The sequence below is a fragment of the Rhodovulum sp. 12E13 genome (assembly GCF_003340565.1).
Classification (GTDB): Bacteria; Pseudomonadota; Alphaproteobacteria; order Rhodobacterales; family Rhodobacteraceae; genus HLUCCA09.
This window is the reverse complement of the sequence record NZ_QPLK01000001.1, coordinates 328840-348645: the sequence shown is the minus strand read 5'-3', so window position 1 is coordinate 348645 and position 19806 is coordinate 328840. Positions and strand designations below refer to the sequence as shown.

General features: G+C 71.1%; 16 protein-coding genes and 1 tRNA gene. 11 read left to right on the top strand and 6 right to left on the bottom strand.

Annotated features, from left to right (window positions below; all coding sequences use genetic code 11):
- Positions 1-80: 80 nt before the first annotated feature.
- Entirely contained in the window at positions 81-1514 is a 1434-nt protein-coding gene (locus DLJ49_RS01500; RefSeq protein WP_115391730.1) for a Glu/Leu/Phe/Val family dehydrogenase, read from the bottom strand.
- A 449-nt stretch (positions 1515-1963) separates the two neighbouring features.
- Here DLJ49_RS01500 and DLJ49_RS01495 point away from each other — a divergent pair, with 449 nt between their 5' ends.
- The 5 genes from DLJ49_RS01495 to DLJ49_RS01475 all read left to right on the top strand — a co-directional run bounded on the left by DLJ49_RS01495 (position 1964) and on the right by DLJ49_RS01475 (position 8420).
- A complete protein-coding gene (locus DLJ49_RS01495; RefSeq protein WP_115391729.1) occupies positions 1964-3565 on the top strand; it encodes a Tad domain-containing protein in 1602 nt (533 codons plus the stop codon).
- A gap of 204 nt (positions 3566-3769) precedes the next feature.
- Positions 3770-5335, top strand: coding sequence for a vWA domain-containing protein (locus tag DLJ49_RS01490; protein WP_115391728.1), 1566 nt, complete (start codon positions 3770-3772; stop codon positions 5333-5335).
- Between the two features lie 123 nt (positions 5336-5458).
- The gene (locus tag DLJ49_RS01485) at positions 5459-6937 is read left to right on the top strand and encodes a TadE/TadG family type IV pilus assembly protein (RefSeq protein ID WP_115391727.1); all 1479 of its coding nucleotides are present in this window, start codon (positions 5459-5461) and stop codon (positions 6935-6937) included.
- A 277-nt stretch (positions 6938-7214) separates the two neighbouring features.
- The gene (locus tag DLJ49_RS01480) at positions 7215-7814 is read left to right on the top strand and encodes a TadE/TadG family type IV pilus assembly protein (RefSeq protein ID WP_158547373.1); all 600 of its coding nucleotides are present in this window, start codon (positions 7215-7217) and stop codon (positions 7812-7814) included.
- Between the two features lie 12 nt (positions 7815-7826).
- Positions 7827-8420 (top strand): TadE/TadG family type IV pilus assembly protein, encoded by a 594-nt coding sequence (locus tag DLJ49_RS01475; RefSeq protein ID WP_115391725.1) that lies wholly within the window; start codon positions 7827-7829, stop codon positions 8418-8420.
- Here DLJ49_RS01475 and DLJ49_RS01470 read toward each other — a convergent pair.
- Complete coding sequence (locus tag DLJ49_RS01470; RefSeq protein WP_233488603.1) at positions 8405-9019, bottom strand: hypothetical protein; 615 nt, start codon at positions 9017-9019, stop codon at positions 8405-8407. The two genes, DLJ49_RS01475 and DLJ49_RS01470, sit on opposite strands and share 16 nt — an antisense overlap.
- 135 nt (positions 9020-9154) lie before the next feature.
- On the bottom strand, positions 9155-10450 hold the full coding sequence (locus DLJ49_RS01465) for a homoserine dehydrogenase (protein ID WP_115391724.1): 1296 nt from the start codon (positions 10448-10450) through the stop codon (positions 9155-9157).
- Positions 10451-10811: 361 nt separating this feature from the next.
- Here DLJ49_RS01465 and DLJ49_RS01460 point away from each other — a divergent pair, with 361 nt between their 5' ends.
- Positions 10812-12065 (top strand): DNA polymerase IV, encoded by a 1254-nt coding sequence (locus DLJ49_RS01460; protein ID WP_115391723.1) that lies wholly within the window; start codon positions 10812-10814, stop codon positions 12063-12065.
- A 228-nt stretch (positions 12066-12293) separates the two neighbouring features.
- Here the strand turns inward: DLJ49_RS01460 and DLJ49_RS01455 are convergent, their stop codons facing one another.
- The gene (locus DLJ49_RS01455) at positions 12294-13157 is read right to left on the bottom strand and encodes an N-formylglutamate amidohydrolase (RefSeq protein ID WP_115391722.1); all 864 of its coding nucleotides are present in this window, start codon (positions 13155-13157) and stop codon (positions 12294-12296) included.
- Between the two features lie 542 nt (positions 13158-13699).
- On the opposite strand from DLJ49_RS01455, the gene DLJ49_RS01450 reads away from it, so the two are divergent.
- Positions 13700-13774, top strand: a tRNA-Val gene (locus DLJ49_RS01450).
- Positions 13775-13852: 78 nt separating this feature from the next.
- Positions 13853-13978, top strand: coding sequence for a type B 50S ribosomal protein L36 (ykgO, locus tag DLJ49_RS01445; protein WP_025058716.1), 126 nt, complete (start codon positions 13853-13855; stop codon positions 13976-13978).
- Positions 13979-14243: 265 nt separating this feature from the next.
- On the opposite strand, the gene DLJ49_RS01440 is transcribed toward ykgO, so the two are convergent.
- Positions 14244-15941 carry a peptidoglycan-binding domain-containing protein gene (locus DLJ49_RS01440; RefSeq protein ID WP_115391721.1) on the bottom strand — a complete coding sequence of 566 codons (1698 nt, stop codon included), beginning with the start codon at positions 15939-15941 and terminating at the stop codon, positions 14244-14246.
- A 185-nt stretch (positions 15942-16126) separates the two neighbouring features.
- Positions 16127-17362, bottom strand: coding sequence for a phenylacetate--CoA ligase family protein (locus tag DLJ49_RS01435; RefSeq protein WP_115391720.1), 1236 nt, complete (start codon positions 17360-17362; stop codon positions 16127-16129).
- A 326-nt stretch (positions 17363-17688) separates the two neighbouring features.
- On the opposite strand from DLJ49_RS01435, the gene DLJ49_RS01430 reads away from it, so the two are divergent.
- The 3 genes from DLJ49_RS01430 (at position 17689) to DLJ49_RS01420 (ending at position 19669) form a co-directional block, all read left to right on the top strand.
- Positions 17689-18513, top strand: a complete 825-nt coding sequence (locus DLJ49_RS01430; RefSeq protein WP_233488601.1) for a methyltransferase family protein — start codon at positions 17689-17691, stop codon at positions 18511-18513.
- Positions 18495-19214 (top strand): bifunctional 2-polyprenyl-6-hydroxyphenol methylase/3-demethylubiquinol 3-O-methyltransferase UbiG, encoded by a 720-nt coding sequence (gene ubiG / locus DLJ49_RS01425; protein ID WP_115391719.1) that lies wholly within the window; start codon positions 18495-18497, stop codon positions 19212-19214. The genes DLJ49_RS01430 and ubiG overlap by 19 nt, the downstream gene beginning before the upstream one ends.
- Positions 19215-19309: 95 nt before the next feature.
- A complete protein-coding gene (locus DLJ49_RS01420; RefSeq protein ID WP_233488599.1) occupies positions 19310-19669 on the top strand; it encodes a PAS domain-containing protein in 360 nt (119 codons plus the stop codon).
- Positions 19670-19806: the final 137 nt, after the last annotated feature.

Below are 19806 nucleotides of genomic sequence, written 5' to 3'. Positions count from 1 at the left end.
CCTAAAACACACCGGTGGCGCGGCCGGCCCGCCGGCTCACGAGCCGGTACGGCAAGGCCGCCCGGCGCGTGGCGCAGCCGTCAGATCCCCTTTTCGCGATAGCTCTTGGCCACCCGCTCGATCGCCACGATGTAGCCCGCGGTGCGCAGGTCCTGCACGTCGTCGCGCGCGTGCCAGACCGCGCGCATCGCCTGGTAGGCGCCACGCATCGTGTCGTCGAGGCCCGAGCGGACGAGTTCCAGCTCGCCCGCGCCGCGCAGGTATTTTTCCTTGAAGTCGGGCGAGAGCGTCCAGCCGATGCCGGTATCGGCCGAGAGCCGCTCGAGCTCGTCGACGATGAGCTGGTGGCGCGACTCCTCCTGGCGGCGCTGCATCCGGCCGAACCGGATGTGCGACAGGTTCTTGACCCACTCGAAGTAGCTGACCGTCACGCCGCCGGCGTTGGCATAGAGATCGGGGATGATCACGACGCCCTTGTTGCGCAGGATCTCGTCGGCGCCGGCGGTGATCGGGCCGTTGGCCGCCTCGATGATCAGCCGCGCCTCGATCCGGGGGGCGTTGTCGCGGGTGATGACGCCCTCCAGCGCGGCGGGAATGAGGATGTCGCACTCCTTTTCGAGCACGGAGATCCCCTCGAAGACGAACTGCGCGTCGGGGTAGCCCTTCACGCCGCCATGCTGCGCGATCCAGTGGCGGACCCGCTCCACGTCGAGGCCGGCATCGTCGATGATCGCGCCGTCGCGCTCGACCACGGCGGTGATCCTGCAGCCGTCCTCCTGGCTGAGAAAGCCGGCGGCGTGGTAGCCCACGTTGCCCAGGCCCTGCACGATCACGCGCTTGCCCTCCAGCGTGCCCGCGAGGCCGGCCGACGCCACGTCCTCGGGGTGGCGGAAGAACTCCCGCAGGGCATACTGCACGCCCCGGCCGGTCGCCTCGACGCGGCCCTGGATGCCGCCCGCGTGCGGCGGCTTGCCGGTAACGCAGGCATTGGCGTTGATGTCGGTGGTGTTCATGCGGTGATACTGGTCGGCGATCCACGCCATCTCGCGCTCGCCGGTGCCCATGTCGGGCGCGGGCACGTTCTGGGCGGGGTGGATCAGGTCGCGCTTGGCCAGCTCGTAGGCGAAGCGGCGGGTGATCAGCTCCAGTTCGTCCGGCTCGTACTCGCGCGGGTCGATGCACAGCCCCCCTTTCGAGCCGCCGAATGGCGTCTCGACGAGGGCGCACTTGTAGGTCATCAGCGCCGCGAGCGCCTCGACCTCGTCCTGGTTGACGACGGGTGCGTAGCGGATGCCGCCCTTGACCGGCTCCATGTGCTCGGAATGGACGGAGCGGTAGCCGGTGAAGGTGTGGATGCGTCCGCGCAGCCGCACGCCGAAGCGCACGGTATAGGTGGCGTTGCAGACGCGGATCTTCTCCTCCAGCCCCGGCGGCAAGTCCATCACCGCGACCGCGCGGTTGAACATCAGGTCGACGGATTCGCGAAAGCTCGGCTCGCGCAGTGCCTGGTTCATGACTGCCCCCTCCCTCGGGCTGTGAATGCGCCACGCCGGGCGCGCCGCCTGACCCTAGCCGCCCCGCGTTGCAAAATCATGGGGGATCAGGCGGGGCGGAGTGACGCCGGCGCGCCCCCTGCCGGCCGTGCCGCGTCTGGCCACGACGCTTGCCCGCCGCCGCCCCGTTGATGCCGCATTCGCCCGAGGCAGGCGGGCACAGGCGATTCGCGGCACCTGCCCGACACGCCGTGCCGGGAAGCGCCGGATCGGGCCCGGCAGCGCCCCATTTCCGCCACGATGCGAAACAGTCGGCCGCCGCCGCCGCCTTTCTTTCTTCGGCGATCCCAATGCTGCCGGCGATGTGACTTTGCGGAAAAGTCGCGGCACTTTTCAGGCCGTCGGGTGGGGGCGCCCGGTCTGCCGCGCGTCGGGAGCGATGCGCGCGCGACATCGTTGGAGGGGCTGCCATGCTGACGAGACGCGACGAGATGCCGAACTTTCGCCGGATTTGCGCGGCCCGCGCCGGGGCCTTCGCCGCCGAGACGGGGGGCGCGATCCTGGTATGGTTCCTCTTTGCGGTGATGGGCATCGTTCTGGCCGTCGGCCTCGGGCTCGACACCTATCGCACCGAGAGCGTGCGCACCAACGTGCAGAACACGATCGACCGCGCGATCCTCGCCGCCGCCGACCTCGAGCAGGAACGCGATGCCGAGGCCGTGGTGCGCGACTATTTCGACCGCGCCGGCCTGCCAAGCGACAAGGTGAGCGTCGAGACCGTCGAGAACGTCAACGAGAAGATCGTCTCGGCCTCGCTGAACTCGATGGTCGGCACCCGCTTCATCGACATGATCGGCTTCGACGCGCTGCCCGCCCCGGCCGGCGGCACCGCCATAGAAAGCCTGACCGATATCGAGATCTCGCTGGTGCTCGACAATTCCGGTTCGATGGGCTGGAACGGCAACTATCGCCTCAACCTGCTCAAGCCCGCCGCGAAGGACTTCATCGACACGGTGGTCAAGCCCGGCCCCAACGGCCAGCCGAGCACCGTGTCGGTCTCGATCATCCCGTTCTCGACGCAGGTCAACGCGGGGCCGACGCTCGGCGCGGCGCTGAACCTGACGGCCGAGCACGACTATTCCCAGTGCGCGGAATTTCCCGGCGCGAGCTACTCCGACACGGCGGTCGATCCGGCCGACGCGCTGCCGCGGGCGGGCCATTTCGACATCTTCACCTGGGATTCGCCGGTCGACACGTTCGGCGTGGTCTGCCCCTTCGACGCAAGCCGCCACATCACCGCCTGGTCGCAGGACAAGGACGCGCTCAAGGCCCAGATCGACGCGATGTGGGCCGGCGGGAACACGTCGATCGACATCGCCGCCAAGTGGGGCGCGGCGCTGCTCGACCCGGCGTTCCGCCCGGCTCTGACGCAACTCGTGGACGACGGCGAGGTGCCGGCGAATCTCGCAGGCCGGCCCTACGATTACGGCCGCGCCAACACGCTGAAGGTGCTGGTGGTCATGTCCGACGGGCAGAATACCGACCAGTTCCGGCTCGAGCCGGCCTATGCGTCGGGGCCCTCGCCCGTGCATGTCGACGGAAGCAGCGGCACGGTCTCCTATTACGACGCCGGCCGCGACGAATACTTCGTCTTCAACGGCACGACCCTTTCGGCGACGCCCGGCGGCTCGTGGCAGGCCGAGCCTGCGGGCGGCGCCGCGGCGACGCAGCTCGACTGGCCGGAGGTGTGGGACACCTGGTCGGTCCGCTACTTCTCCCGCTACATCAAGGCCGAGGCCGTGGGCGGCAACTGGGGCAGCCATTACAACGCCGTCTTCGACAGGGTGCCCCCTGCCACCAAGAATACCCGCACCACCCGGATCTGCGACGCGGCGCGCAATGCGGGCGCCATCGTCTACTCGATCGGGATGGACACATACGGCCAGGGCGACGCGACCCTGCTTGCCTGCGCGGGCGACTCCCTGCGGTTCTTCGACGTGCGTGCGGAGGATATCGGCGTGGCGTTCTCCAGCATCGCCCGCCAGATCAACCAGCTGCGCCTGACCAACTGACGACGGAGAGGCGGAGGAAGCAACGGCCGGGCGACCGCCCGGCCGCGGCCACGGGCCGGACGGCTGTCGACGCGTCGAGAACACAGCGTTCTGCCGGCAGGTGGCCGGGCGGGGCGATCGTCAGACCGCTGTCGCTGGCCTGCCCGATTCCGGTCACCGGTTAACGACCTGTTCACCTACGTTGATTGGTGGACGGAGGTTATCATGTTCCTATCGCCTCGCATCCGGAGCGACGGCTGGCTGACGCGCGCGGTGCGTCGATTCGCGGAAGACACTGCGGGCACGCTTGTCGTCTGGTTCCTTTTCTGCGTGGTGGGCGTGATCATGGCGGTCGGCATGGGGCTGTCGCTGTACTTGTACGAGACAAACCGCATCTCGCTGCAGAACACGCTCGACCGAGCGGTGCTGGCCGCGACCGACCTCGATCAGACACGCGACGCCGTGGCGGTCATCGAGGATTATGCGGCGCGCGCCGGGGTAGGAAACTACCTGACGGACGCTCAGGTGACCCAGGGTGTCAATTACCGCACCGCGTCGGCCGCGGCCGAAATGGACGTGCAGACCATCGCGATACCCGGTGCGGACACCTGGAGGGTGGAGGTGCAGTCCGCCGCGTTCGAGTCGATCACGGACGTCGAAATCGCCCTCGTTCTCGACAACTCGGGCTCGATGGGCTGGAACAACGACTATCGCCTCGATCTGCTGAAACCGGCCGCGCGCGACTTCATCGATTCGGTCTCGCGGCCGGTCGTCGCGGGGATGCCCGGCTCGGTGGCGGTCTCGATCATCCCGTTCTCGACGCAGGTGAATGCCGGCACGCTCCTCGCCGAGCACGTCGACTTCTCGTCGCAGCACGCCTTCAACGCCTGCGCGCGGTTCGACGACGACGATTTCACCACGACCGCGCTCGACCCGTCCGACACGCTGCAGAGGGCCGGCCATTTCGACATCTTCACCTACGACGCGCCGGTGGACACCTTCGGCGTCGTCTGCCCCTTCGACGAGAGCCGCCACATCACGCCCTGGTCGCAGAACCCCGAGGCCCTCAAGGACCAGATCGACGCGACGTGGGCCGGCGGAAACACCTCGATGGACGTGGCGACCAAGTGGGGCGTGTCGATGCTCGATCCCGCCTTCCGCCCCGTGCTCGACGGCCTCGTGGCGTCGGGCGACGTCGACTCCAACATCTCGGGCCAGCCGTTCTCCTACAACCGGGAGAACACGCTGAAGGTGCTGGTCGTGATGTCGGACGGGCAGAACACCGACGAGTTCCGGCTGAGAGAGGCATACCGGTCCGGCGATTCGCCCGTCTACCGCGACCCCGAAACGGGCGCCCTCTCCTACCGCTACGGGACAACGAGCTGGTACTACTCGCTGAATGCAGGCGAATGGCGCAACCGGCCCGACGGCGGCGACGACGCCGAGCGGGTGAGCTGGCCGGACCTGCTCGACCGGATGTCCGTCGCCCACTACGCGCGCTTCGTCAAGGCCGCGGCGATCGGGGGCAACTGGGGCAACTACTACAACGAGATGTTCACCTTCGTGCCGGCGTGGAAGAAGAACCAGCGCACCAGCGACATCTGCGCAGCCGCACGCGCCGCGGGGATCGTCGTCTACACGATCGGCATGGACACCTACGGACAGGGCGCCGACACGCTGGAAGACTGTGCCGGGTCGAGCACGAGCTTCTACGACATCGACGCCATCGAGATTAGCCAGGCGTTCTCCTCGATCGCTCAGCAGATCAACCAGCTTCGCCTCACCCAGTGACACGCGCGGCGGCGTGCCCGGGTCGCCCCCGGGCGCGCTGCCTCATTCCGGACACGATCGCGCCGCGAAGGAGCCGGGTCTTGATGGTGTAAATCGGGCAGTCCCAGCGAAAGGGAAGCTGCCATGTACCGTTCCTTCAACCAGCGATTCGCACGCCACCGCGATCCGTCGGGGCACGCCGGCCCCGCTGACCGGGGCTCGCGCCGCACGCCCCGGCGCGAGCCGCTCGACAGGTTCCTGCGCGACGAGAGCGGCATGCTCATCGTCTGGAACTTCTTCATGATCTTCGGCATCCTGCTCGCCGTCGGCATCGGCATTTCCGTCCAGATGGCCGAACAGCGCCGAAGCTCGATGCAGGCCGTGCTCGACGGCGCCGTGCTGGCCGCGGCCGACCTCGATCAGCTGCGCGAGCCGAAGAGCGTCGTGGAAGACTACATGGCCCGCGCCGAGATGACGGACTTCCTCAAGGGGACGACCGTCGACTCCGGCATCAACTTCCGCACGGTCGGGGCCGTGGCCGAGGCCGAGCTCAAGACCTTCTTCATGGTCTCGCCCGAGACCTGGGGCGTGGTGGCCGCCGCCGAGGCGAACGAGACGGTCGAGAATGTCGAGATCTCGCTCGTGCTCGACATCTCGGGGTCGATGCGGTTCAACGACCGGATCACGCCCCTGCGCAACGCCGCGAAGGATTTCGTCGACCTCGTGCTGATGGGCGACAAGGTCGACGGGACGACGGTGTCGATCGTGCCCTATGCCGGCGCGGTCAACCCGGGGGCACTGATGTTCGACGAGCTCGGCGGGGTGCGCGTGCACGACGACAGCTCGTGCATCTTCCTCGAGGACGCCGACTTCACCCATTCCGGCATGCCTTACCAGTCGACCGGGCAGATCCCCCACTTCCACAAGTGGGACATCGACTGGGGTCACATGGATTGGGGCTGGTGCCCGTCGGAGTTCATGCGCATCCGCCCGCTGCAGAACGACCCGACGTATCTCAAGACCTTCATCGACGCGATGCGCCTGCATGACGGGACCGGCACGATGTTCGGCATGAAATACGGCCTGGCCCTGCTCGATCCTGCCAGCCGCGACGAGCTCGACGTGCTCGAGGCCGCGGGCGAGCTCTCCGACCTCGGCAAGAACCGCCCGCTCGACTGGAACGAGCCCTCGACCTCAAAGTTCATCGTGCTGATGACCGACGGCAAGATCACCGACCAGTTCCAGCCGAAACACGTGGGCTTCCGCGACCCCGACGACGACGACGAGGACAACGAGAGCGGCGACCGCGACGACATCGACGGGATCGACCACGACAAGCTCAACGCCGAGCGCGAGACCAACCGCCAGGGCTCGATCGGCGGCGACAAGCGGGTAAAGTCGCGCTCGCAGAACCTCACCAACTTCTACAACGTCTGCAACGAGGCAAAGTCGAAGGGCGTGATCGTGTTCACCATCGCCTACGAGGCGCCCTCCGGCGCTGCCGACGAGATGCGCAACTGCGCGAGCTCGACCACCCACTTCTTCGAGGTGAGCCAACTCGAGATCGATGCCGCGTTTTCGTCGATCGCGAGGCAGATCAACAAGCTGCGCCTGACGCAGTGAGCCAAAGGGGTCATGCCCCGACGCATACCCACCAGCCATCGGCGCCGCGGACCTTCGGGTTCGCGGCGCCGCCGTCCGCGACAGGCGACGACGCCGGCGCCATCCCGCCCCGTGCCATGCGAGCGGCCGCCCTCTTGAACAATCAGGCGCCAAAGGCGGGATCTGTCGGCGCGGGGTCGACGGAGCCACGCGAAATTCGCCGGCCCGCCCCATTCAAGCCATAAAATCAGGGTCTCTGGGTCGGGGAGTGTGCCTCGGGGCACAGATGGAGTCTGACATGAGCCCGCTGAAGCGATCGAGAATAGGTGTTGGGCGCACGCCTGCCGCGACCGGCCGCCGCTTCGGGGCACGGCTCGGTCTGTTCCGCCGGTCCGAGGGCGGCGCCGCCACGGTCGAGTTCGCCATCATCTTTCCGGTATTCGTCGCCCTCTTCGTCGCCGCGTTCGAGCTGGGGCTGTACATGACGCGCCAGGTCATGCTGGAACGCGCCACCGACATGACGGTGCGCGCCCTGCGTCTCGGCCAGATCCCCAACCCCGACCTCGCGACCCTGCGCAACTCGATCTGCGAGCGCGCGGTCGTGCTGCCGAACTGCCACAGCAGCCTTCTGATCAACATCACGGACGTGCCGCTGCAGGGCTGGACGGCGCCCGTGTCGTCGGCCGAGTGCATCGAGCGCGACCCCACCGGCGACCTCAAGCCGGTGGCGAACTTCCTGCTCAATCCCGGTCAGCCCAACGACATGATGCTGATCCGCGTGTGCTCGCTGCAGAAGCCGGCCTTCCCCACGACCTATCTCGGCCTCGCCATGCCGAGCCACGACGACTTCTACGCGCTCACCACCGCCTCGGCCTTCGTGGTCGAGCCGCAGACCTGAGGAGGGTCGCCGATGCGACGCACGCCTGGTCTCGCACGCCGCCACCTGTCGGCCTTCGCGCGTGACACGCGGGGAGTCGTCTCGGTCGAGGCGGCGATCATCGCGCCCTTCCTGCTCGGTCTCTTCGCCGCATCGTTCGTCTGGTATGACGCGTTCCGCACAAAGAACGAGGTGATCAAGGGCACGTACACGGTCGCCGACATGATCAGCCGTCAGCAGACCACGCTGCCCGAGGAAGCCTTCGACGGCCTCGCCTACGCCTTCAATTTCATGGTGCGGTCGCGGGCGGCGACCCAGCTCCGCATCACCTCGATCGTCTGCATGGCGGATTGCGACGACGAGACCAAGCGCGACCTCCGGATGTGCTGGTCGTGGGCGCAGGGCGGCTTTGCCGGGTTCGAGCCTTACGACGAGAACACGGTCAAGGTCCTCTTCCCCAAGGTGCCGTTGATGACGCTCGGCGACACGGTCGTGGTCACCGAGGGGCGCGTGAATTACCAGCCTGTCTTCGATCGCTGGCTGAACGAGATGGAACTGTCGAACACCATCGTCACGCGCCCGCGTTTCGCCCCGGAAATCGGCTACGAGGATCAGGAGTGCTTCTGATCGTCGGACGGGGCGTCGCTGCCGGTACCCGCTGACCGGGTTCGTTCGGCCAGCGCGAGCGCAATCAGGTCGGCCATCGCCCGTGTCTCGCCCGCGCCTGTCACCCCGCCGACACCCACGCGCCGCCCCAGTCGCCACCACAGGCCGGGCGACCAGTGCCGCGTTCCGGGGCGGGACAGGTGCAGCAGGAACCCGTTCGACGGCTTGAAGGCGAGCATGCCCCGCTCGACCGCCACGATCTCGTCGAGCCGGGCGATGGTGCGGCCGGTGGTATCGGCCAGGCCCTCGTCGGTCAGCACGAGCCCCGTCGCGGTCGCCTGCCACAGCCGCCAGCCTCCGAAGATCGCAAGCCCGCCGAAGGCCAGCAGGAAGAGGCTCCAGCCCGGCGCGGACGGCGGCGTGGCAAGGGCGACCCAAAGCAGGATGGCACCGAGCAGACCCAGCATCCCCGCCCCTGCCGCGCGCCGTGCGGGCGCGGCGTGAACCGTCAGTCGCGGAGCGGGGTAGGCCGGCCGCCCGCCCTCGCCGCGGCCATCCTTGCCCGGAGATTCCCGATCGCGCCGCCGCCCCTGATCGCGCGGACCGTCCGGCGGGGTCATCGTCTCTCCCCCCTGCATGTCTCGACACGCCGTCGCCCGACCTCGCCGGCCTGCCGGGCGAATGGCCGGCACTGGTGCGGCCGGACACGCCCCGACGGCGCGTTTGAACCCACCTGTCGGCGCGGCGCCACGGCCTCAGACCTGTTCGATGCGCAGCGCGACAGGGACGGCGAGCACGACGCCGGTTCCCTCCATCCCGGCCAGCGCCGAATCGAGCGCGGTGCGGGTGGTCGGATGCGTGACGATCAGGACCGGCGCCTCGCCCGCCTCGTGCCGGGTCTGGCGCATCCGGTCGATGCTCACCCCGGCCTCGCCGAGGACCGCCGCGACCTTGGCGAGCGCCCCCGGACGGTCGGCCAGCGCCATCCGCAGGTAATAGGGCGCCGGCAACGTGGCGCGCGCCGGCGCGGCCGCCACGAGGTGCTCCGCGCTCTGACCGAAGGTCGGCACCCGGCAGCCGCGGGCGAGGTCCATCACGTCGCCCATCACCGCGCTCGCCGTCGGCCCCTCGCCGGCGCCGGCGCCGCGCAACACGATCTGGCCCACCTGGTCGCCCTCGAGCACCACCATGTTGGTCGCGCCCTCGAGCTGGCCCAGCGGGCTGTCGGTCGGAACGAGGCAGGGCGCCATCGACGCCTCGAGGCCGCGCCCCGTCATCCGCGCCACGCCCAGGAGCTTCACCCGGTAGCCCAGTTCGGCAGCCTGCCGGATGTCCTCGATCGAGATGCGCTCGATCCCCTCGATGTCGATGCCGCCGAAATCGACCCTCGTGCCGAACGCGACCGCCGCCAGAAGCGCCAGCTTGTGCCCCGCGTCGATCCCGCCCACGTCGAGCGTCGGGTCGGCCTCCAGATACCCCAGCGCCCGGGCCTCCGCGAAGACATCGTCGTAGGACAGTCCGCCATGCTCCATCCGCGTCAGGATGTAGTTGCAGGTGCCGTTCATCACGCCCATCACCCGGGTCATGCCGTTGGCGGCGAGGCCCTCGGTCAGCGCCTTCATCACCGGGATACCCCCGGCCACGGCGGCCTCGAAGCGGATGGTGGCGCCGTTCGCCTCGGCGTGCTCGGCCAGCGCCTGACCGTGGATGGCCAGCATCGCCTTGTTGGCCGTCACCACGTCCTTGCCGGCGTCGAGGGCAGCCTCGGTGGCGGCCAGTGCCGGCCCGTCCGAGCCGCCCATCAACTCCACCAGCACGTCGACGTCGTCCCGGCGCGCGAGCACGACAGGGTCGTCCTCCCAGGCATAGGCGTCGAGCGGCACGCCCCGGTCCTTGTCGCGGGTGCGCGCGCACACGGCCGAGATGGCGACTGGCCGCCCTGCCCTGGCCGCGAGCGCGGCGGCGTTGCGGCGCACGATCTTCGCCACGCCCGCACCAACCGTGCCCAGCCCCGCAAGTCCCAGCCTGATCGGTTCCCTGTCGCCGCCCATGCCCCGGCCTCCCTGCCTGCGTCCGGTGGCGGCCTTAGCCCGTCGCCCGGTCGGGCGCAACGCGCGAGCCGCAGGGCCGCGTCGGCGATCGGATCCCCACCGCGCGCCTCCTGCCCGACCGCGCGGACCGCGTTCTTCCGAACGACGGCCCACCCGCCCGGGCCTCCCTCGCCTGCGCGCGCCGCGCCCCTCGCATCATCTTGGCCAAAATACTCCGGGGGAGTCGCCGCAGGCGACGGGGGCAGCGCCCCCTCCGCCCGAAAGGGCAAAAGCGAATGCGCCGCAGGCGCTCCGCTTCGCGGCCGGCCCGACGCATCGAGGACCCTCCCCCGTGGAGCGCCGCGGCTCTATACTTCACGCCATGCCTGCGCTCTGCCGCTCCTGTCTCGCCCAAACCGATGGCGCCCCGAGGCGCTGCCCCGCCTGCGGCAGCCCGCGGGTGCTCGTCCATCCCGAGCTCTTCGACCTGACGATCGCCCACATCGATTGCGACGCCTTCTACGCGGCGGTGGAAAAGCGCGACGCGCCCGACCTCGCCGACCGCCCCGTCATCGTCGGCGGTGGGCGGCGCGGCGTTGTCTCGACCGCGTGCTACGTCGCGCGCACCTACGGCGTGCGCTCGGCCATGCCGATGTTCAAGGCGCTCGCTTTGTGCCCCGAGGCCGTGGTCGTGCGCCCCCGCTTCGAGGCCTACGTCGCCGCCTCGCGCGCCATCCGCACCATGATGGAGGACCTGACGCCCGCGATCGAGCCGCTCTCGCTCGACGAGGCGTTCCTCGACCTCACCGGCACCGCGCGCCTGCACGGCGCGCCTCCCGCCGTGCTGCTTGCCCGCCTCGTCAGGCGGATGGAGGACGAGCTGGGCCTTTCCGGCTCGATCGGGCTGTCTCACAACAAGTTTCTCGCCAAGGTCGCCTCCGACCTCGACAAGCCGCGCGGCTTCGCGGTCATCGGCCGGGCCGAGACCGAGAGTTTCCTCGAGCACCGTTCCGTCGGCCTGATCTGGGGCGTGGGCCGCGCAACGCAGGAGGCTCTCGCCCGCGCCGGCATCCGCACCTTCGCCGACCTGCGCCGCTGGGAGCCGCGCGATCTCTCCGCGCGCTTCGGATCGGCCGGCCTGCGACTGCACCGCCTTGCGCGCGGAGAGGATGCCCGGGCGGTCAAACGCGACGCGCGCCCGAAGTCGATCTCGAACGAGACGACCTTCGGCGAGGACATCGCCGACGCGGACCTGCTCGACGGCCACCTGTGGCGTCTGGCGGAAAAGGTGTCGGACCGGGCGAAGGCCAAGCAGCTCGCAGGCCGGGTGATCGTGCTGAAGCTCAAGCGCCCGGATTTCGCTCTGCTGACCCGCCGCATCGCGCTGCGCGAACCCACCCAGATCGCCGACCGGATCTATCGCACCGCCCGCGCCCTGCTCGACGAAGCGCCCGAGGGCCCGTTCCGCCTGATCGGCGTCGGGCTGGCCGAGCTCGCCCCCGACGCCGGCGCCGACGGTGGTGGCGACCTCTTCGACGCCGACGGCGCGCGCCGTGCCGAGGCCGAGCGCGCCACCGACGCCATCCGTGACCGCTTCGGCGACGGCGCGATCCTCAAGGGTCGCGCACTGCGGTGACGACCGGGCCGGGACACCGCCCTTCGAAGGGCGGTGACGGCGCCGCGCATCGTCATCGCCCCAAGCCGTCATCGCCCCAAGCCATCGCGGTTCGCCAGGAAAAGGCGCTTGAAAGCGCCTTGCCATGCGCTTTGCAAAGCGCATCGCAACGCCCTTCGAAGGGCGTTGCCATCGTCCCGCAAGGACGGATCCCATAGCCGGCGACGCGTCGAGCCGGCCGGCAGCCCCCTACTCGGCCGCCATCGGCAGCGGTTCGGCGGGACGGGCGAGGGCGACGATCTCCGACATCACGGCCGTCAGCGTCGCCCGGAGCTCGGCGAAGCCGGAATGGGGCCTGATCTCGCGCTCGTCCATGTAGAGCGCGCGATCGATCTCGATCTGCACAGCGTGCTGTCCGCGCGAGGGGCGACCGTAATGCTGGGCGATGTAGGCGCCCGCGAAGGGAGCGTTGCGCGCCACCCGCAGGCCGGCCGCGGAAAAGGCCGCCTCGATCCGGTCGACGATCTCGGGCGCGGCCGCGGCGCCGAAGCGGTCGCCCAGCACGACGTCGGGCGTGCGGCCGCCCGACGAGATCGAATCGATCGCCTCGTGCGGCATCGAGTGGCAATCGACGAGGATGGCCAGACCGGCATCGCGCCGCGCCTCGGCCAGCAGGCGTTGCAGCGTGGCGTGGTAGGGCACCCACACCTCGGCGAGCCGTCCGCGCGCCTCGGCCAGGCTGATCTTTCCCCGGTAGATCGCGCGCCCGTTCGCCACCACACGGGGAATCACCCCGAGCCCCGACGAGATTCGGGGGTTGTGCACCACATGGCGCACCCCCTCGACCACGCCCGGGTCGAGCTCGTCGGCGCCGCGGTTGAGATCGACATAGGCGCGGGGAGCGCGGGCGGCAAGCAGCGGCGCCCCGAGCGCGGGGGCCGCCTCGAACAGGCTGTCGACGAAGGCGTCTTCCGACGAACGGATCGCGCGCTCGTCGAGCATCGAGCGGCGCAGGAACTCCCACGGATAGTCGCGCCCGCTGTGGGGCGAGGCGAAGACGACACCGGTCGTCCGTTCGACGGGCACGGCGAGCGTGTAGGGCGCGTGGGGCATGGGGGGCGCGTCTGGCATCGGCACTCCTGCGGCTGGTCTACATATAGCGGGATCGGGGAGCGCGCCAAAACCTTTCGAACCAGCCCTTGCGGCAGGTGGAGCGTGGGCGCCGGACCGCGGCATCCGGGCGCTGCCCGGCCGCCGCTCGCACGGCCGCGAGCGCAGCCCCCTGCACCGGACGGCGCGTGCGCGACGGAACCGCCCGGTGGAAAACTGGTGGGCCGGGATGCCTTGCCGGGCCACGAGTCGCGCGCCGGATGCTGCTGCTCCCGCGTGCGGCGAGAGAGGCGACACCGTACCGAAGATCGCGGCGGCGACGAACGGAAGGCCCCCCTCCGACGGGCCATCCTCGCGACAGGCCCCCTCCGACAAGCCCCCTCCGACAGGCCCCCATCCGGCACCGCGGCATCGGCCCGGAAAGGCTCTTGAACCCCCCACCCCGCCCGCGTATAGACCCGCTGTCGACGCCGAGGCTCGCCTTCGCGCCCTGTCGCTGTCGGGTCACGCGCCCGGCCGTTGGACGCGGCGGGCCTTGCGGCGGCGGGCGGTTAGCTCAGCGGTAGAGCACTACGTTGACATCGTAGGGGTCACTGGTTCGATCCCAGTACCGCCCACCATGCGTCGCGCCGGGTCGCCCCGCGGGCCGGACAGGATCAACCCGGGCGCGACAGCGCCGGATGGAATGGAGGACGACCATGAAGGTCCGCAACTCGCTCCGGTCGCTGAAGAACCGGCACCGCGATTGCCGTGTCGTGCGCCGCAAGGGCCGCGTCTACGTGATCAACAAGACCCAGAAGCGGTTCAAGGCCCGCCAGGGCTGAGCCACCCCGCGTCTTGCGCCAAAGGGCCGCCGGTCATGCCCCCGGCGGCCCTTTCGCGTTGCTAGTCCGGGTGCGCGCCGGGGGATGAGACCGGGCCGGCCCGCAGCCACCGTCGGATCCCGGGCTGAGGTCGGGGCGCCACGCCCCGCGCCCGCCGGAGTCTGCGCCCGGGCACGCTGCGGCGGACAGGCCTGCGGCGCATGGCGACTGCCCCGCGGCCCGGCCTCGCGATCCAGACGCTCCTCCCGCCCCGGATCGCGCCCGGCTATTGCTGTCCGAACAGCCCGCCGAGATCGGCCAGCATCCGCGCCACGGTCGCCTGCGTGAGATACCCCGTCGGCTCGAGGTCGCGGTTGCGCTGGAAGGTGCGGATCGCCCGCCGCGTGGACGCGTCGAAGGCGCCGTCGGCCCGCCCCGGATCGAGGCCGAGCTGGGCGAGGCGCTGCTCCACCAGCAGCCGCGTGACATCGTTCAACCCGAGCTGCCGCTCGGAGGCGCGGGCCGCCTCTCGCGCATCGGCGCCGGCGGCCTCGGCCCGGAGCGCCTCGATCCGCGCGCGCGCCTCCGGCGCGAAGGCGCCCTGCGGCCGTGCCTCGAGATAGCCGCGGTAGGCGTCGACCGTGTCGGCACCGACCGCCCGCTCCCACGCGGTGGCGTCGGCGGCCTCGGCAGCGGCGCGCCTCTCGCCTTCGATCGCGGCAAGCGCCTCGCGCGCTTCCTCGGCGAAGAGCCCGTCGGGAAAACGCTGCAAATAGGTGCGCAGCCCCGCCTCGTCGCCCTCGGCGCCGGTCGCCTGCCAGACCGCGCGGTCCTCGCGCTCGGCCTGCAGGCGGCGGCGCTCGGCCTCCGCCTCGAGCTCCGCCTGCCGGCGCGCGGCGGCGACCGACAACTCTTCGAGCTGTGGGCGGGTCAGATAGCCCGTCCCTTCGTAGCCCTGCGCGCGCTGGAAGCGGGCGATGGCGGCGCGGGTGTTGGGGCCGAAGACACCATCGACGCCGCGCGGCTCGTGACCGAGGATGGCAAGCTGGCTCTGCACCTGCCGGCGCCTCTGCCGATCGAGGTCGAGCGCCGCCTCGGCCTCGGCCGCCCGACGCTCGGGGTCGGCCTCGATGCGCGCGATGGCGGCGCGGGCCGCAGCGGCGCCGGCCCCATCCGGATAGGCGTCGAGATAGGCGCGCCAAGCGGCGCGGGTGTCGGCCTCCTCGGCGCGCGCCACGGCTGCGCGTTCCGCGGCGTTGTCGGGCTCGGGCCCGGGCTCGGCGCCGGACTCCGCGGCGGACTCCGCGGCGGGTTCGGCGGCCGGCGCTGCGGCGGCCGCCCGCTCGGGTCGGAGGGCATGGCCCTGCGGCAGAAAGCCGAGCGCCGTCACGCCGCTCTGCCGGCCGACCGCCGCGGTCACGTCAACGCCCGGTCGGAGCGCACGGTGGGCGAGCGCGGCCGTCACGCCGCGCAAGTCGCCGTGGAGCACGGTCACGCCTTGGGGTATCTCGCGCGGTGGCACGAGGCCCGCCTGCAGGCCGCGCCCCGGCTCCGGGGCCTGCCGCTCGGCCGCGTCGGCCAGCGCCACGAAGGCGGCACCCGGCGCGTCGGCGGCCACGGCCAGCGCGGTATCCACCGCGAGCGCCACGTCGCCCACCGCGCCGCGATCGGGGGCGGCGCCCTCGGCGCGCTCCATCAGCCAGACCTGCCGCCCGTCATGCACGAAGGCGCCCGCGAGCACGATGACGCGCCGCTCGCCCGGATCGGCGGCCGAGAGCAGACCCGACAGCGCAGCGCGCATGTCGGCCACGCTCTCGTGCGGCGCGTTCGTCACGTCGAAGCCGGCCTCGCGGAAGGCTTCCGGCAGCGGCGAGTCGTTCGGCAGGCCGATCAGCAGGGCGCGGTCGGCCAGCGCCGCAGCAGACGACAGGAAAACGGCGAGCGCGGCGGCGAGCGCGGGAAGCGGGGCGGATCTCGGGTGCACGGGCTCCTCCTTCGATCGAGCGTCGGAAGGGCAACGCACGGGCGGCGCGATTATTCCATCCGTCCCGCCATGGTCGTCCCGCCCGGCCGTGCCTGCCCCCGTTTCTTCCTGTCCCGAATACGCACGCTCCGGGCGATGGAGCCCCTCGCGCCGCGCGGCAGGGGCGCCCGGGCTCACGACCGCAGTCAGTCGTAGCTGCGCCGGTCGTCGATCACCTTGCCGTCGCGCGGCAGGTGGCCGGGCGCCACGAGCTCGACCCGTCCCGACAGCTTGAGCACTTCGCGCACGGTCGCGGCGATGGCGTCGGCATTGGCGCCCTCGGCCTCGACCTGCACCGTCATCACGTCCTGCTCACCCTCGCGCGTGGCGATCACGCGGGCGCGGCTGACCTCGGCGTGGCGGGCGACAAGGTCGGCCACCTGTTCGGGACGGACGAACATGCCCTTGATCTTGGTGGTCTGGTCGGCGCGGCCCATCCAGCCCCTGATGCGCATGTTGGTGCGGCCGCAGGGGCTCGTGCCCGGCAGCACCGCAGAGAGATCGCCCGTGGCGAACCGGATCAGCGGGTAGTCGGGGTTGAGCGAGGTCACGACCACCTCGCCCACCTCGCCCTCCGCCACCGGCTCGCCCGTGCCGGGGATGACGATCTCGACGATCACGCCCTCGTCGACGATCATGCCCTCGGGCGCGTCGCCGCCGGGCGCCGGCGCCTCGTAGGCGATCAGGCCCAGATCGGCGGTGGCATAGCATTGCAGGCAGGCGATGCCGCGCGCGGCATATTCGGCGCGCAGCGAGGGAAAGAGCGCGCCGCCCGACACGACCGCCTTGGAAAAGGCCAGCGCCACGCCCGTCTCGGCGGCCTTGTCGAGGATCACCTTGAGGTAGTCGGGCGTGCCGGCATAGGCGGTGCAGCCCAGATCTGCGGCCGCGCGCACCTGCAGCTCGGTCTGGCCCGTGCCGGCGGGCAGCACCGTCGCCCCCACCGCCCGCGCCCCGTTTTCGAAGATCATGCCGGCCGGGGTCAGGTGGTAGCCGAAGCAGTTCTGCACGATATCGCCCCGGCCCACGCCGCCGGCATGGAGGAACCGCCCCATTCGCCACCAGTTCTCGCTCACCTGCCCCGGCTCGTAGAGCGGCCCCGGAGACTGGAAGAGATGCGCGAAGGCCGTGGGGTCGATGGCCGAGAAACCGCCAAGCGGGGGGCGGGCCTTCTGCGCCGCGCCGAGTTCGGCCTTGCGCAGCACCGGCAAGCGGGCGAGCGCCTCCGGGCCGTCGATGGCGGCGGCATCGATCCCGGCGAGGCTCCCGGCATAGCCCGGCAGCGCCTGCGCGGCGCGGATCTGCGCGGGCAGGCACTCGGCCAGCCCCTCGGCCCGGACCTCCGGGCTGCGGGTCTCAAGATCGTCGAAATACGTGGTCATGCGGCCCTCCCTTGCCTCTCGCACCCGACCCTAGGGAGGCGCGGCCGGCCTGGCCAGCCGTGCGACGGGACGGGGCGGCGCTTCGCCGGCCGTCGCGCGGGAAACGGCGCCGGGGCACCCCCGCGAAGACCCGCGCCCGCCGCAGGGACATGCCGCCATGACCGGGCCCGAGCGGCCGCCTGTCTTCCGCGGGCCGCAAGACGGCACGGCGCGGCGCGGCGCGGCGCAACGCGGCAGACGGCGCGGGCTGCGGCAAGTGCGGCCCGGGCGCCGGGAGGGGGCCGGGAGGACGTGACGCACGGCGGCCGCCGCCTATGTCCCGCCGAATGACGGGGAACACGGGGACACGGCCGCGCCGCACAGGCCTGGCCGAACGCATCGGGGTGACGCGCGACCGGCGCGCGCTGGGGATCGCGCTGGCCTGGGGCGCGGCGTGCCACGGCATCTTCGCGCTGGCAGGGCTGGCGATGGTGTGGGGCCTCTTCACCGGGCTCATGCAGACATGGGGCGCGGTGCCCTGGCCCTGGGCGGCGCTGACGAACGGCTTGCTTCTGGTGCAGTTCCCGCTCGCCCATTCCTTCCTGCTGACCGGCCGGGGCCGGCGCATCCTCGCCCGGCTCGCGCCTGCGCCGCACGGCACGACGCTCGCCACGACGACCTACGCCACCATCGCCTCGCTGCAGCTGCTCGTTCTCTTCACGCTGTGGACGCCCTCGGGCATCGTTGTCTGGCAGGCCGAGGGCGCCGCCCTCGTGGCGATGTCGACGCTCTATGCCGGCTCGTGGGCGCTGCTGACCAAGGCGAGCTTCGACGCGGGGGCCGAGGTGCAGTCGGGCTTTCTGGGCTGGGCGGCGCTCGCCCGCGGGCGCAGGCCGGTCTTTCCGCCCATGCCGGTCACCGGCCTCTTCCGCGTGGTGCGCCAGCCGATCTACGTGAGCTTCGCGCTCGTGCTGTGGACGACACCGACATGGACGGCCGATCAGCTCGCGCTCGCCACCGCCTACACCGCCTACTGCCTCGCCGCGCCGCGGCTGAAGGAGCGGCGCTTCGCCCGCCTGTTCGGCGCCGAGTGGCAGGCGTATCGCGCGCGCACCCCCTACTGGCTGCCCCTGCCCCGCCACCGGAGACGCCGATGCCCGACGGAAAGCTGAACGACCTGACGATCTACGACGCCCATGCCGACGCGTGGTGGTCGGACGAGGTGCGCTGGGTCCGCGCGCTGAAGAACATGGTGCCCCCGCGCCTGCGCCATTTCGACCGCTACGTGGCGTGGGAGGGGTCGGAAGTGCTCGATCTCGGCTGCGCCGGCGGCTTCATGGCCGAGGCGCTGCACGACCGGGGCGCGCGCGTCTCGGCGATCGACCCGGCGGCCGAGGCGGTCGCGGCGGCGAGGGCCCATGCCGAGGCGACGGGGCGAGACATCGCCTACGCCGTGGGCCGCGGCGAAGCCCTGCCCTATCCCGACGATGCGTTCGACGCGGTGGTGTGCGTCGACGTGCTGGAGCACGTCGAGGACTGGCCGACGGTGCTCGCGGAAGTCGCGCGCGTGCTGCGGCCGGGCGGCTGGTTCCTCTTCGACACGATCAACCGCACCGCGGCGGCCCGCTTCGCGGTGGTCGCGATGGCCGAAGGGGTGCTGCGCCTCCTGCCGCGGGGCACGCACGACCCCGCGCTGTTCATCCGCCCGGCCGACATATCCCGCGAACTCGAGGGGCTGGGCTTCGTGCTGGCGCCGCTCGCCGGGCTCGGCCCGGTGGGGGTGACCCGGAGGGGCGACCCGGTCTTCGGGCGCGTGCCCTCCCGCCTCGTGCTCTACATGGGCGCGGCGCGGCTGACCCCGCCGCCGGACTGACGCAGGGGCCGCCCCTGACGCCACGGCCCGGGCGGACGCCCGGTTGACCCCGTCGCCTGCATCGGTAGCTTGCGCGCGGTGACATGGAGGCAGGCATGGCCGAGGATCTGAGGGCGCTGCTCGAGGCCGACGAGGTGGAGATGAGCGTCGTCTTCACCGACCCGCACCAGCCCGACAACCCGATGATCTACGTCTCGCCCGAGTTCGAGCGTCAGACCGGCTACACGCCGGAGGAGGCGCTCGGCCGCAACTGCCGCTTCCTGCAGGGCCCCGAGACCGACCCCGACGCGGTCGAGGCGATCCGCGCGGGGCTCAGGGCGCGCACCCGGTTCACCATCGACATCCTGAACTACCGCAAGGACGGCACGCCCTTCGTCAACCGCCTGCGCATCCGCCCGATCTTCGACGATGCAGGCAACCTGCTCTACTTCGCCGGGGCCCAGAACCCGGTATAGACCAATGCCAACCGCCCGCCCGGCCCCTCTGGCGCGCCTTGCGTATTTGAAGACAGAAAGAAGCAGGGACGACCCGCTGCAGGCCCGCCCGGGAGAAAGCGGCCTGACGGCGCGGGCGGCTCGCGCCCACCGGGTCC